The sequence below is a fragment of the Burkholderia sp. Se-20373 genome, assembly GCF_017104705.1.
Lineage (GTDB): Bacteria > Pseudomonadota > Gammaproteobacteria > Burkholderiales > Burkholderiaceae > Burkholderia.
Window position 1 is genome coordinate 1 of sequence record NZ_JAAGPH010000176.1, and the last position, 13,698, is coordinate 13,698.

The 13,698-nt window shown below is 68.9% G+C and carries 11 protein-coding genes and 1 pseudogene; all 12 read right to left on the minus strand.

The genetic code is table 11. The annotated features are described in order from the left end of the window. Positions 1 to 57: 57 nt before the first annotated feature. Positions 58 to 1,620, minus strand: a complete 1,563-nt coding sequence (locus G3N96_RS33830; RefSeq protein WP_124583306.1) for a sensor domain-containing diguanylate cyclase — start codon at positions 1,618 to 1,620, stop codon at positions 58 to 60. Positions 1,621 to 2,093: 473 nt separating this feature from the next. Continuing rightward, complete coding sequence (locus G3N96_RS33835) at positions 2,094 to 4,268, minus strand: malate synthase G (protein WP_206139911.1); 2,175 nt, start codon at positions 4,266 to 4,268, stop codon at positions 2,094 to 2,096. Between the two features lie 43 nt (positions 4,269 to 4,311). Continuing rightward, entirely contained in the window at positions 4,312 to 4,716 is a 405-nt protein-coding gene (locus G3N96_RS33840) for a heme-binding protein (protein ID WP_089443739.1), read from the minus strand. 20 nt (positions 4,717 to 4,736) lie between these two features. Continuing rightward, a pseudogene (glcF, locus tag G3N96_RS33845) lies at positions 4,737 to 5,396 on the minus strand (glycolate oxidase subunit GlcF); the annotation flags it as partial. Between the two features lie 131 nt (positions 5,397 to 5,527). Then, on the minus strand, positions 5,528 to 6,391 hold the full coding sequence (locus G3N96_RS33850) for a CoA ester lyase (protein WP_124575764.1): 864 nt from the start codon (positions 6,389 to 6,391) through the stop codon (positions 5,528 to 5,530). Next, entirely contained in the window at positions 6,388 to 7,626 is a 1,239-nt protein-coding gene (locus G3N96_RS33855) for a CoA transferase (RefSeq protein WP_206139912.1), read from the minus strand. The genes G3N96_RS33850 and G3N96_RS33855 overlap by 4 nt, the downstream gene beginning before the upstream one ends. Positions 7,627 to 7,729: 103 nt before the next feature. Further along, on the minus strand, positions 7,730 to 8,893 hold the full coding sequence (locus tag G3N96_RS33860) for a zinc-binding alcohol dehydrogenase family protein (RefSeq protein ID WP_089495277.1): 1,164 nt from the start codon (positions 8,891 to 8,893) through the stop codon (positions 7,730 to 7,732). Between the two features lie 58 nt (positions 8,894 to 8,951). Next, a complete protein-coding gene (locus tag G3N96_RS33865) occupies positions 8,952 to 9,539 on the minus strand; it encodes a hydrolase (protein ID WP_089494660.1) in 588 nt (195 codons plus the stop codon). 9 nt (positions 9,540 to 9,548) lie between these two features. After that, positions 9,549 to 11,039 (minus strand): MFS transporter, encoded by a 1,491-nt coding sequence (locus tag G3N96_RS33870; protein WP_206139913.1) that lies wholly within the window; start codon positions 11,037 to 11,039, stop codon positions 9,549 to 9,551. A gap of 481 nt (positions 11,040 to 11,520) precedes the next feature. After that, positions 11,521 to 12,267, minus strand: coding sequence for a glucose 1-dehydrogenase (locus tag G3N96_RS33875; protein ID WP_089494658.1), 747 nt, complete (start codon positions 12,265 to 12,267; stop codon positions 11,521 to 11,523). A 164-nt stretch (positions 12,268 to 12,431) separates the two neighbouring features. Then, positions 12,432 to 13,136, minus strand: a complete 705-nt coding sequence (locus G3N96_RS33880) for an ABC transporter ATP-binding protein (protein ID WP_124575766.1) — start codon at positions 13,134 to 13,136, stop codon at positions 12,432 to 12,434. Continuing rightward, a partial coding sequence (locus tag G3N96_RS33885; RefSeq protein ID WP_206139914.1) for an ATP-binding cassette domain-containing protein occupies positions 13,133 to 13,698 on the minus strand: 566 nt, incomplete at its 5' end. The genes G3N96_RS33885 and G3N96_RS33880, both read right to left, overlap by 4 nt.

The window sequence follows — 13,698 nt, forward strand, 5'->3', positions numbered from 1 at the left end:
CCCGGCCGTTGCTCGGCCGTTGCTTGGCCGTCTCGGCGGCGCGGCGTGTCCGGCCGTTCAGGCCTGCCGCGCCGCGAGGCCGCCGGAAGCGGCCGGGTGCACGACGATGCGGTTGCGCCCGCCTTCCTTCGCGCGATACAGCGCGTCGTCGGCGAGCTTCAGCGCGCCCTGCATGTCGTCGTCGTGTTCGGGATAGCTGGTCGTCACGCCGATGCTCACCGTCAGGCGGCCGGCGGAACCGGCGTCGTGCCGGATGCCGAGGTCGAGGATGCCGGTGCGGATCGTCTCGGCGATCGTCACCGCGCCGTCCGTGTCGATGTCGGGCAGCACGACGACGAATTCCTCGCCACCGTAGCGCGCCGCGTAATCGGCCGGGCGGCGCAGGCAGCCGGCGATGCAGTGGCCGACCGCGGCGAGCGCGTCGTCGCCGGCCTGGTGCCCTTGCGTGTCGTTGTAGCGCTTGAAGTAGTCGACGTCGATGAACAGCAGCGACAGCGCGTGCTGCGAGCGCGCGGCACGGCGCCATTCGCGCGCGAGCGTGACGTCGAGCATCCGGCGGTTGTCGAGGCCCGTGAGGCCGTCGGTGCGCGCGAGCGCCTGCAGTTCGGTTTCCGCGCGGTGGCGCTTGCGCAGCTGCACGTCGAGCAGCAGCGACAGGCCGACGAAGCCGATCGCGAGCGCGACCATCGCGGAGCCGATCGGAATCGCACGGTCGTACCACGCGGCGTAGGTATCGGCTTCCGAGCGCGCGACCATGATGATGAGCGGCAGGTTCTCGAGGTGCCGGAACACGTACAGGCGCCGCACGCCGTCGATCGACGCGGTGTCGGCGAAGCTGCCTTCATTGGCGGTCATGAACCGCCGGAACGTGCTGGCACGGCTGATGTCGCGGCCGACGATCTTCGGGTCGTACGGCTCGCGCGCGAGCATCCTGCCGTCCGTGTTGATCAGCGCGATCGAGCCGCGATCGCCCAGCGACAGGCGCGAGAACAGGTTCTGGAAATATTCGAGCCGGATCGACATCACGGCGACGCCGCCGAACGAGCCGTCGGGCTTCGTGATCCGCCGGCTGAGCGCGACGCTCGGCGAGCCGCCGCGCATCCGCGAGTGATACGGGGGGCTGACGTACAGGCCGGCGTCGGGGTGATCGCGGTGCACGACGAAGTAAGGTTCGTTGCCGAAGTTGGCCTTGCGCGGCACGTCGCTCTTGCCGTCGACCTCGATGTCGCCCTTCGCGTCGAGCACGTAGATCCCGCCGAGGTACTTGGCCGTCGTCGCACGGTCGAACAGCACCTGGCGGCGCAGCGGCATCGGCAGCTTGACGACCTCGGGGTCGTTCTCGCCTTCGACGACGGCCTGCAGCGACAGCGAATAGATCTCGATGTTGCGCTCGATGTCCCACGACGCCATCAGCGCCAGATTCTGCTGCATCGCGATCGAGCGGTCGTGCGCGTCGATGCGGCCCTCGTACAGCACGACCCCGCACAGGAGCAGCAGGACCAGCGCGATCAGCAGCCCGGTATAGAAGATCAGGTGCGGCAGCAGGAACCGGCGCAGATGCGCGGCGACACGGCTCGTCAGGCCGGATTCGCTGGGCATTGCGTAGTCGGTTTCTGCCATGGTCGGTGGATCGGTGGGCATTGCCGCCGGGAGGCGGGCCGATGCGATTGTTCGTATGTCGTGCCGGCGGCGATCCGGTACGCGGCCATTCCGACGCCTTCCTGCCGGCCGGCGGGGAAAATGGACGCCGATTATCGTTAATCGCGGCCAGATATACCGGTAAATCAAGCATGCACTGGTGACATCTGCGCCGATTCAGCGATCGGACGAATCGGGCAACGCGAATTCAACGGAGTATAACGCGCGCGTCCGCACGCGCGAGAAATGTTGCGGATGGTTGATCCCGATCAAATTACTGTGTAATCCCGTGCTTGCGAATCCCGGGCAGAACGTTGTGGCACAAGGCGTTGCGGCATGAACGGTTGCGGCGTGCGGCATGCAGCCGCCGATTATTCGTTTCAACGGCCGGGCGAACGTGAAAACGAAAAACGGGCGGCCGTGGCGGCCGCCCGTTTCGTGAAGCACGCCTGCGCTTAACCGCCGTGCTGTTGTGCCTTGAACGCGAGGCGGAACCGGTGCAGCAGCGGCTCGGTATAGCCGCTCGGCTGCGACGTGCCCTGCAGCGCGAGCGCGCACGCGGCCTTGAACGCGGTCGACTGGTCGTAGCCGGGCGCCATCGGGCGATAGTTCGGGTCGCCGGCGTTCTGCTGGTCGACGACGCGCGCCATCCGCTTGAACACGTCGAGCACGAATGCCTCGGTGATCACGCCGTGGCGCAGCCAGTTCGCGATGTGCTGGCTCGAGATGCGCAGCGTGGCGCGGTCTTCCATCAGGCCGACGTCGTGGATGTCGGGCACCTTCGAGCAGCCGACGCCCTGTTCGACCCAGCGCACGACGTAGCCGAGGATGCCCTGCGCGTTGTTCTCGACTTCGCTCAGGATCTCGGCCTCGCTCCACGCGGCGCGCTCGACGACCGGCACGGTCAGCAGGCCTTCGAGCAGCGCGTCGCGTTCGCTGGCGTACGGCGTCTTCTCGAGCGCCTGCTGGACGGCCTGCACGTCGACGAGGTGGTAGTGCAGTGCGTGCAGCGTCGCGGCGGTCGGCGACGGCACCCAGGCGGTGTTCGCGCCGGCGCGCGGATGCGCGATCTTCTGCTCGAGCATCGCGTGCATCAGGTCCGGCATCGCCCACATGCCCTTGCCGATCTGCGCGCGGCCGCGCAGGCCGGCCGACAGGCCCGCGAGCACGTTGTTGCGCTCGTACGACTGGATCCACGCCGACGACTTCATGTCGCCCTTGCGGATCATCGGGCCCGCTTCCATCGCGGTGTGCATCTCGTCGCCGGTGCGGTCGAGGAAGCCGGTGTTGATGAAGGCCACGCGCGCGGCGGCCGCGGCGATACACGCGGCGAGGTTCACGCTGGTGCGGCGCTCCTCGTCCATGATGCCCATCTTCAGCGTGTTGCGCGGCAGGTTGTACAGATCCTCGATGCGCGCGAACAGCGTATCGGCGAACGCGACTTCGACCGGGCCGTGCATCTTCGGCTTCACGATGTAGATCGAGCCGGTGCGCGAGTTGCGCTTGGCCTTCAGGTCGTGCAGCGAGCACAGCACCGTGACGACACCGTCGAGGATCCCTTCGGGAATCTCGTTGCCGTCGCGGTCGAGCACCGCGCCGTTGGTCATCAGGTGGCCGACGTTGCGCACGAACAGCAGCGAGCGGCCGTGCAGCGACAGCGTGCCGCCGGCGGGCGTGGTGTATTCGCGGTCGGCGTTCAGGCGGCGCGTGAAGGTCTTGCCGCCCTTCGCGACTTCCTCGACCAGCGTGCCCTGCATCAGGCCGAGCCAGTTGCGGTAGAGCTGGACCTTGTCTTCCGCGTCCACTGCCGCGACCGAATCCTCGCAGTCGATGATCGTGCTGACCGCGGCTTCGAGCACGACGTCCTTCACGTTCGCGAGATCGGCGCGGCCGATCGGCGTCGACGCGTCGATCTGGATCTCGAGGTGCAGGCCGTTGTGCTTCAGCAGGATCGCGGACGGCGCGTCGGCCGCGCCCTGGTAGCCGACGAACTGCGCCGGCTGCGCGAGGCCCACGATGCCCTTCGCGGTTTCGACGGCGAGCTGGCCGTCCTGCACGCGGTAGCGCAGCGCGTCGCGGTGCGAGCCGCTCGCGAGCGGCGCCGCGTTGTCGAGCACGTTGCGCGCGTAATCGATCACGCGCTGGCCGCGCGTCGGGTTGTAAGCCGTGGTGCGCTCTGCGCCGCCGTCTTCCGGCAGCGCGTCGGTGCCGTACAGCGCGTCGTACAGGCTGCCCCAGCGGGCATTCGCGGCGTTCAGCGCATAGCGTGCGTTCGACAGCGGCACGACGAGCTGCGGGCCGGCCTGCGTGGCGATCTCGCTGTCGACGTTCGCGGTGGCTGCCGCGACGTTCGACGGAACCGGCACGAGGTAGCCGATCTGTTCGAGGAACGCGCGATACGCGGCGTGGTCGCGCACGGGGCCGGGGTGCGCACGGTGCCAGGTGTCGAGTTCCTGCTGCAGGCGGTCGCGTTCCGCGAGCAGCTCGCGGTTGCGCGGCGCCAGGTCGTGCACCAGCGCCGAGAAACCGCTCCAGAACGCGGCCTTGTCGATGCCGGTGCCCGGCAGCGCTTCGTTTTCAATGAACTGGCTCAGCGCTGGCGCGACTTGCAGTCCTGCTTGGTCGATCATCGTTAATCCTCCCGGGGAAAAAATCGCGCGCGGCTTTGGCTGGTTACGCTGCGACGCTTTGTGTGCCGGCGCGGGCGATCTGCGCGTCCTGTTCGGACTTTACGCCAGACACGCCGATCGCGCCCGCGATCCGGCCGCCGACCGTGACCGGCACGCCGCCTTCGAGCAACCCCGTCAGCGGCGCACTGAGAAACGCGGTGCGGCCACCGTTGATCATATCCTCATACGCTTTCGTCTCGCGCCGGCCGAGCGCCGCCGCACGCGCCTTGTCCTGCGCGATATACGTGCTGGCCGGCGATGCACCGTCCAGGCGCGCAAAAGCGAGCAGGTGGCCGCCGTCGTCGACGACGGCGATCGACACGGCCCAGCCGTGGCGTTCCGCTTCCGCGCGGGCGGCGGCGAGCATGCGGTCGGCATCGGCGAGTTCGAGTTCGGGTTTCGTCTGCATGGCAATCCTCCGGAATCAGGTCAGTTGACGAGATGGTTGTCGACGAGCTCGATCCAGTGGCGCACGGGCGTGCGGCCTGCGCCGTTCAGGTGAGTCTGGCAGCTGACGTTGGCCGTGACAATCAGATCCGGCCGCGCGGCTTCGAGCGCGTCGAGCCGGTTGTCGCGCAGTTTCGTCGCGAGTTCGGGCTGTGTCAGTGAATACGTGCCGGCCGAGCCGCAGCACAGATGGCCGTCGGCGACATTCGTCAGATCGAAGCCGAGCTGCGTCAGGATGCGCTCAACCGCGCCGCCGAGGCGCTGCGCGTGCTGCAGCGTGCACGGGCAGTGCACCGCGATGCGGCGTGGCGTCGACCCGGCCAGCGCGTCGAGCGGCTCGGCCGCGATCACTTCGGCGAGATCGTGTGCGAGCGCGCTGACACGCTGCGCCTTCTCCGCATAGACGGGGTCGGAGCGCAGCAGGTCGCCGTATTCCTTGACGAAGGCGCCGCAGCCGCTCGCCGTCAGCACGATCGCTTCCGCGCCGGCTTCGATCGCCGGCCACCAGGCGTCGATGTTGCGGCGTGCGCGGGCGAGGCCGGCCTCCTGCGCGTTCAGGTGATATTCGGTCGCGCCGCAGCAGCCGGCTTCGCGCGCCGGGCTCACGCTGATGCCGAGGCGGTCGAGCACGCGCGCGGCGGCCTCGACGCGCAGCGTGCGGTCGAGCCCATCGGTGCGCACCGCCGCCGCGAAGCGACCGAGGGCGCCGATGATGCCGTCCGGACTCACGGGCCCGGCGACCACGGCCGGTGCGGAAAGCGTGTCGGGCGCGTTCATGCCGGTGCTCCGTCGCGCCGGAGATGGGTCGCCAGCGCGAGCGTCACGCGCGCGTTCGCGATCAGCGGCGGCGCCACCACGCGGCCGTCGGGCAGCACGAACACCGACGATTCGCCGTCCGCCGCATCGACGGCTTCCAGCACCCGCTCGGCCGCGCGAATTTCTTCGTCCGACGGCGTGAACACCGCGTTGATGACCGGAATCTGCGAAGGATGAATCGCGAAGCGGCCGACGAACCCCATCGATTTCGCGCGCAACGTCGACTCCTTCAGGCCGTCGAGATCGTTCAGCGTGTGATAAACCGTCTGAATCGGTCCGTTCAGCCCGGCCGCGCGCGACACCACCACGCAACGCGCGCGACACACTTCGAGCGTGAAGTTGTCGACGCCGATCCGTAGGTCGGCGCGCAGGTCGCTTTCGCCGAGCCCGATCCGCTCCAGCCGCGGCGACGCGGTCGCGAGCTGGTAGGCCGTCTCCACGCCATACGCCGATTCGATCAGGATCTGGATCCCCGCGTCGCTGCCGAGCGCATCGAGCCAGCCCGCGACTTCCTGGATATGCGCGGGAAAATCGCACTTCGGCAGGCGCAGCGCCTGCAGCGCGGGCAGTGCGATCGCCTCGACGTCGTCGCGGCACCATGGACTCCCGATCGGGTTGACGCGCACGTAGGTCGGCTTCGGCGGGCGGCCCGCGAGGATCGCGGCGGCGGCGTTGCGGGCGTCGATCTTGTGGCTCGCCGGCACGGCGTCCTCGAGATCCAGCACGATCGCATCGGCGTCGCTCGCGTAGGCCTTCTCGACCACCTGCGTCTTGTGCGCAGGCACGTACAGATAGCTGCGGCAGGTTGCGCTCTGTTTCAAATCACACCTCGTTCGGTCAAATCGGCCAGGTCCTGCGGTTCCAGTCCCAATGCGCCGAATACTTCATCGTTGTGCGCGCCGCGCGACGGCCCGCCCCAGCGGATCGCGCCGGGGGTGTCGGACAGCCGGAACGGCACGTTGTGCGTGCGGAACGCGCCCAGTTCGGCGTCGGCCACGGAGACGACCGAGCCGAGCGCCGCATACTGCGGATCGTCGAGCACGTCTGCCACGTCGTAGATCGGCGCGACGGCCGCCTCCGCGCGTTCGAACTCGTCGAGCACCTCGGCGCGCGTGCGCTGCCCGATCCAGCCGCCCACCGCCGCGTCCAGTTCGTCCGCATGCTTCGCGCGCTCGACGCCGGTCGCGAACCATGGCTGGTCGATCAGGTCGGCGCGGCCGACGAGCCGCATCACGCGCTCGGCGATGCTGTGCGCCGACGTCGACAGCGCGACCCACTTGCCATCCGACGTGCGATACACACCGCGCGGCGAATTGTTCGGCGAGCGGTTGCCGGTGCGCTCGGGCACGCGCCCCGTCTGGTCGTAGCTCGCGACCTGCGCGCCCATCGCCGCGAGCATCGTCTCGATGATCGCGAGATCGACCACCTGCCCACGCCCGGTGCGATCGCGCGCCTTCAACGCCGTCATGATCGCGAACGCGGCGGTCAGCCCCGCCACCGTGTCCGCCAGCGGAAACGACGGCAGCAGCGGCGGCCCGTCCGCCTCGCCGGTCGCCGCCGCCAGCCCGCTCATCGCCTCCGCGAGCGTGCCGAAGCCGGGGCGGCGGGCATACGGGCCGAACTGGCCAAAGCCCGTCACCCGGACGAGCACGAGCCGCGGATTGATCGCGGACAGCACGTCGTAGCCGAGCCCCCAGCGCTCCAGCGTGCCGGGCCGGAAATTCTCGACCACGACGTCGGCCTGCGCCGCCAGCTCGCGGAAGATCCGCTGGCCGTCGGCCGTGCCGAGATTCAGCGTGACCGCGCGCTTGTTGCGCGCGACCACTTTCCACCACAACGGGACGTCATCGCGGCGCGCGCCGTACTTGCGCGCCGGATCGCCCGTCGGATGCTCCACCTTGATCACGTCGGCACCGTAGTCGGCGAGCATCGTCGCCGCGAGCGGGCCGGCGAACAGCGTCGCGGCGTCGATCACGCGAATGCCGCCGAGCGGCGCGCGGCTGGCGCTGTCCGACGCCGTATCGGCGTCGACTTCCCCGGTTTCCACAGAGGCCATGGCGTTCTCCTGCGAGATGGATTGCACGGGCGCGCCGTGCGCCGACATCATCTGCATGACTAATCATCATGCGACGAGGCAGGCATGGCGCGCGACCCGCGGCTTAGACCGCGTTGATCCGATAGATCGGGAAATACGTCTCGATCTTCCCGTTCAGGTAATCGGACGCCAGCTTCGGCACGTCGTCGAAATCGAAGATCTCGGTCGGTTCCTGGCCGATCCAGCCGGTCGACTCCTGGAAGTCGCGGATCGTGATGCTGTCGTCGTAACGCCACGCGTGCGTGTGGATGTGCAGGCGGCGGTTGATGCACTCCGTCGCGCGCAGGTTCCACAGGCGCATCCCGGTTTTCCAGCCGACCGTCGCGACGATGCCGGTGCGGCCCGTCACGCGCATCGTCGCGCGATACAGTGCGCCGCCGAGATTGTCGAGGAAGATCGAGACGCCGCGGCCGCCGCTCAGCTCGGCGATCGTGTCGGCGAACACGCGCTCCGACTCCCGGTAACGTGCCTGATATTCCGGATCGGCCCGGTAGCGCGCCTCGTCATACGCGAGATCCGGAAACTTGCGGCGGTCGACCGGCGTGATGCCGAGCTTCGCGAGCTCCTCGAGCCGGCGATCGTTGCTCGCCGTCATCGCGACGCGAAAGCCCTCGCGCTTCGCGAGCTGCAGCTCGGCAAGCGTCGTGCCGCCACCCCAGCCGAACACCAGGTTGTCGGCCGGATCGACGTCCGGCAGCTGCGAACGCCAGCACGCCGACGCGACCTTCCAGTTGTCCCATGCGGTGAAGTAGCGGCCGTAGGTCGCCCATTGCAGCAGCGAGTGGCGGCTGTCGGTCGGCACCGGCACCAGGTTGTCGGCGCGCATCTTGGTGCGCTGCGCCATCACGCCGATCGTGCCCGGCGCGTCGTACGCGTAGACGAGTTCGGCGAACCCGTATTCGTCGCGCTTGCCGAACGGCATCACCATGCAGATCTCGCCGTCCTTCAGCGCACTGACCGCGCTGCCGCGCTCGAGCACGCGCACCAGCGCGCCGTTGCCCAGCACGATCTTGTCCTCGCGGCGCTGGCGGCAGATATCGACCGGGTTGCGCGACAGCGCATGGTCGAGGTTCGCTTCCCACGATCCGTACAGCGGCTCGACGAGCACCTCGTCGGCTTCGAGACTGGAAAATTCGAAGGTTTCGCGGCGCAGCTCGCCCGCGACGGGCGGCTGCTGTCGGGTCGGTTCCGGTCCCGCGTAGAGAACCCATGCATCGGTCTTGATCATCGCCATTCCTCGGTAAACGGTTGATGTGTGCAAAAGCGCGCCGAACGATTCGCCGGCTTCAGCGCGATTGGGCCTGCTCGAGTGCCGCCTCCACGTCTGCCGCCGCGGCGACCTGCCCGAGCTTCGGGAAGATCTGGGTCAGCGCGAACGTCTGCGCATCGGCCGACGAGGTGCTGACCGCGTCGCTCACGATGACGACGTTGTAGTTGTTTTCGTATGCCTGGCGCGCCGTCGATTCGACGCCGATGTTGGTCGCGATCCCCGTCAGCACGATGTCGGTGATGCCGCGGCGGCGCAGCTGCACGTCCAGGTCGGTGCCGGTGAACGCGCCCCACTGATGCTTCGTCACGACGATGTCGGACGGCTGCACGCCGAGCGCCGGCGCGAACGCGCTCCATTCGGGATCGAGATTCGGCGGCGACGACGGCGCATCCGTCTTCACCTTCAGCGCGACGCCGCCGTCAGGCCGGTAGCTCGTGTGCACGTAGATCACGGGCAGCCCCAGCGCGCGGAAAGCCGCCGCCAGCTCGACCGTCTTCGCGACCACCTGCGCACCGGTATAGGGCGTGACCGGCAGCGAGACGATCCCGTTCTGCAGATCGATGGCGACGAGCGCGGCGGTGCGATTGAGCGTCGGAATGGACATGTAAAACCCTCACTTTTGTTGTGGAACGGAAGAAGCGGCGGCGTCGAGGTGCCGGCTCGATACGGCATTGAGCAACAGCACCACGCTGATGACCGCCAGGACGACGGCAAGCTCGCGCAGGCCGTGATCGCTCGCCGGATGACCGAGCGCGAGACCAACGAGCGCGAACGACAGGCTGCCGCCGACGTACTGCGCGGTGCGGTACAGCCCCGAGGCCGCGCCGATCCGGTCGTGCGGCGTGCTCTGGTAGAGCGTGGCCTGGTTGCCGAGATTGTTGAAACCATTAGGAATACCGAACACGATGGACAGCAGGACGATCGCCGCGATCGGCAGGCTGCTCGTCATCACGCTCATCACGACGCTGCCGATGCAGAGCATCGCGGAACCGATGACCAGCACCGGGCGCGGGCCGTGACGATGCACGATGCGGGTCGCGAGCATCGTCGTGACCGTGCCGATACCGGCGACCGGCAGCATCACGAGGCCGGCATCGGCGGCCGACAGCCCCCGCGCCTCCTGCAGCCACATCGGCAGCGCGTAGAAGATCGCGTAGAACACCGCATAGGTGCCGACGCAGCGCAGGTACGTGCCGAGCAGCGGACGGTTGTCCGCCAGCATGCGCATGTCGATCAGCGGCGCCGCGGCCTGGCGCTCGCGGTGGATCAGGAGCGGCACCAGCACCAGCGTCGCGGCCAGCAGCAGCCAGTCGGGTTCGCGTGTCACCGATTGCAGGAACAGCAGCAGGCTCGCGAGTGTCAGCACGAACAGCACGACGCCCGGCAGGTCCAGCGCCTTCAGCGTGTCGCGTGCGTGCGCGCCGCGACGCACGGGGTCGGCCGGGATCCACAGCCACGCGAACAGGAAGGCGGCCAGCACGATCGGCACGTTGATCCAGAAGATCGCGCGCCAGCCGGCGAACTGCACGAGCGCGCCGCCGAGCGGCGGGCCGAACGCCACGGCCACCTGTGCCGCGATCGAGATCGCGCCGAGGCCGCCCGTCGGCGTCGCGCCGTTCGCGTGCCGCTGCGACCACGCACGAATCATCGCCATGCCGGCCGGATAGGCGGCGGACGTGCCGATGCCGAGCGCGACGCGCGAGGCGATCAGCCAGCCGAGCGTCGGCGCGAACGGCGCGAGCGACGACGCGACCAGCACGATCGCGAGGCCGATACAGAAGATCCGCTTCGCCCCGAAGCGATCGGCGAGCCGTCCCATCGCCGGCTGGCCGGCGGCCGTCGCCAGATAGAGACCCGACACGAGCCACAGCGTGTCGATGCGCGCCTGCGCGGCGCCGTGCGGCGCGAATGCCTGCTGGATGCTGACGAGCGCGACCGCGATCATCGACGAGTTCAGCGCGTTGAGCAGCGTGCCGAGCACGATCGGACCGACCAGCTTCGCCGGCAGGCGCAGACCTGCGTTGCGTCGGTCGTCGCCGCCTTCGGGCGGACCGCCGGCGGGCGGACGTGCCGCGTGCCCGGATCGATCGTGAGTCGTTTTCATGGCGCCTTCGCGTGGTGAATGTGCATCGGTCGATGAATGTCGAACGTGCGTTCACCATACCGCTCGGCGCGCCGCGGATGAAATGGATTGTTGCGATGCACACATTCGCAACTTGAATGGGCGGCATGCGCGGCACGCACCGGACCGGCCCCCGGCGATACGGCGACGAGGCGCGGGAAACGCCCGTCAGCCTTGCGCGGCGGGCAGTCGAGGAGCATTCGGGGGGGATGACTTCAGTCACGCGCGGCAGGCGGGATGCACCGTTGCCACGCACGTCGCATGACAGTTTTATGCCGCGGCGCGATGCGGGATCAGAGGGTGGCCTCTACAGGAATCGTATTCATCCCGCATGCGTATATCGAATGCCGTGGGTCGCACGGCAACCGGCGGCACGCTGCGTGGTCTGCCGAAGCAGACTCGCCGCAACGTCCGCCGGATTTCACAACTTCAACCCGCGTGCCGTCGGGGCGGCACGATCCGGTCAGTTCAACCCGCCGCTCACGACGACGTGCTCGCCGGTCATCCAGCGCGCATCGTCCGACGCGAGGAACACGGCGACCGACGCGATGTCGTCCGGCTCGCCGAGGCGGCCGAGCGGCGTCTGGCCGAGCACCTGCGCTTCGAGATCGGAACCGATGATGCCCGCGCTGTGCGTGCCCTCGGTCACGATCATCCCCGGGTTGATCGCGTTCACGCGGATCTTGCGCGGGCCGAGTTCCAGCGCGAGCACGCCGGTGATCGCGTCGACCGCGCCCTTCGTGCCGCTGTACACGGCGCTCGCGGGCGGCGTGATGCTGGTCACCACCGAGCTGATGTTGATGATGCTCGCGCCTTCGCCGAGGTGCTTGACCGCGGCCTGCGTGGTCAGCAGCACGCCGAACACGTTCGTGTCGAACTGCCGGCGGTAGTGCTCTTCGGTGATCGCTTCGATCGGCGCGAATTCATACACGCCGGAATTGTTGACGAGCACGTCCAGACGCCCGTACGTGTCGATCGCGGTATCGACGATGCGCTGTGCGTCGGCTGCCTTCGACACGTCGCCGCCCACCGCGACCGCGCGGCCGCCGGCTTCGACGATCGCGCTCACGACCGCATCGGCGCCCGCCTTGCTGCTCGCGTAGTTGACGACCACCGACGCGCCTTCCGCGGCCAGTGCCTTCGCGATCGCCGCGCCGATGCCCTTCGATCCGCCCGTGACGATCGCGACCTTGTTTGCCAGCTTGCTCATGATTTCATTCCTCAGTCCAAGACTTTCGATGGAGGGTGCCGGTTGCCGCGTCGTTGCGCCGATATGCAACCGGTATGGCTGGCAATTTACGGTGCGGTGCGGTAGCGATAAAGCGGCTCGACACGAATTGACTGGCAGCGTTTCCCGAACAATCGCGCGCGCCGTCAGCCGGCACTCAGCCACGCGTTCGCAACCTCGCCGCCCAGGCCGTCGAGCGCACCGTCGTAGACGATCCGTCCACGCCCCATGACGGCGACGCGCCGCGCGAGCCGCGGCGCGAACTGCAGCCGCTGTTCGATCAGCACGATCGCGACACCGTCGGCCTGCAGCGCGGCGAGGCATGCGCCGACTTCGTCGACCGCGAGCGGCGCGAGCCCTTCGGCCGGTTCGTCGACGATCAGCACGCGCGGGCGGGCAGCCAGCGCCCGCACCAGCGCGAGCACCTGCTGCTCGCCGCCCGACAGCCGCCCCGCTTTCACGTCCGCGCGCGCGGCCAGCAACGGAAAGCGGTCGAACAGCCGTTCGAGCGCCGTGCGTTCGGCCACGCCGCTGACGCCGCGCAGCCCGAGCCGCAGGTTGTCGCGTACCGTCAGCAGCGGGAACACGTCGCGGCTTTCGGCGACGTAAGCCACGCCGCGCCGCGCGATCTCGAACGTGCGTGCCCCCACGCATTCGGCGCCGCCGATGCGCACCGAGCCGGCCGTGCGCACGAGACCCATCACGGCCTTCGCGAGCGTCGAGCGCCCCGAGCCGTTGCGGCCGAGCAGCGCGAGCGTCTCGCCCGGCGCCAGCGCGAGATCGACGCCGTCGAGCACCGGTTGCAGCCCGTACCACGCGCGCAGGTCGCGAATGTCGAGCAGCGCGCTCATGGGCCGCCCTCGCCCAGATAGGCGGCCCGCACGGCCGGATCGGTGCGGATCGCATCGGGCGCGCCGGTCGCGACCACCGTGCCGCGCACGAGCACCGTGATGCGTTCGGCGAAGCCGAACACCGCATCCATGTCGTGTTCGATCAGCAGGACCGTGCGCCCCTGCGTGGTCGCGCGAATCAGCGCGATCATCCGCGCTGCCTGCGCGCGGCTCATCCCGGCCGTCGGCTCGTCGAGCAGCAGCGTGCGTGCGCCGCTCGCGAGCGCGATCCCGAGATCGAGCGCGCGCTGTTCCGCATAGCTCAGTTCGCCGGCCGGCGTGTCGCGGTGCGCATCGAGGCCGATGTCGTGCAGCACGCGAGCGGCCGCGAGATCGACCGACGCCGCTTCGCGCAGCCGGTTCCACCAGCGCCGCCGCTCGGCCGGCGCATGGAGCGCCGCGCAGCGCAGGTTGTCGAACACGGTCAGCCGCGCGAACGCGCTCGTCTGCTGGAAACTGCGGCCGATGCCGAGCCGGCTCGCGACGACCGGCCCGCGCCCGCGCAGCTCGACGCCGTGCAGCA

Bases quoted from the DNA above. Each gene is read 5' to 3' on its own strand.
- G3N96_RS33830 (WP_124583306.1), bottom strand. From the start codon at position 1,620: ATGGCAGAAACCGACTACGCAATGCCCAGCGAATCCGGCCTGACGAGC.
- G3N96_RS33870 (WP_206139913.1), bottom strand. From the start codon at position 11,039: ATGAAAACGACTCACGATCGATCCGGGCACGCGGCACGTCCGCCCGCC.
- G3N96_RS33835 (WP_206139911.1), bottom strand. From the start codon at position 4,268: ATGATCGACCAAGCAGGACTGCAAGTCGCGCCAGCGCTGAGCCAGTTC.
- G3N96_RS33840 (WP_089443739.1), bottom strand. From the start codon at position 4,716: ATGCAGACGAAACCCGAACTCGAACTCGCCGATGCCGACCGCATGCTC.
- G3N96_RS33860 (WP_089495277.1), bottom strand. From the start codon at position 8,893: ATGATCAAGACCGATGCATGGGTTCTCTACGCGGGACCGGAACCGACC.
- G3N96_RS33865 (WP_089494660.1), bottom strand. From the start codon at position 9,539: ATGTCCATTCCGACGCTCAATCGCACCGCCGCGCTCGTCGCCATCGAT.
- G3N96_RS33880 (WP_124575766.1), bottom strand. From the start codon at position 13,136: ATGAGCGCGCTGCTCGACATTCGCGACCTGCGCGCGTGGTACGGGCTG.
- G3N96_RS33855 (WP_206139912.1), bottom strand. From the start codon at position 7,626: ATGGCCTCTGTGGAAACCGGGGAAGTCGACGCCGATACGGCGTCGGAC.
- G3N96_RS33875 (WP_089494658.1), bottom strand. From the start codon at position 12,267: ATGAGCAAGCTGGCAAACAAGGTCGCGATCGTCACGGGCGGATCGAAG.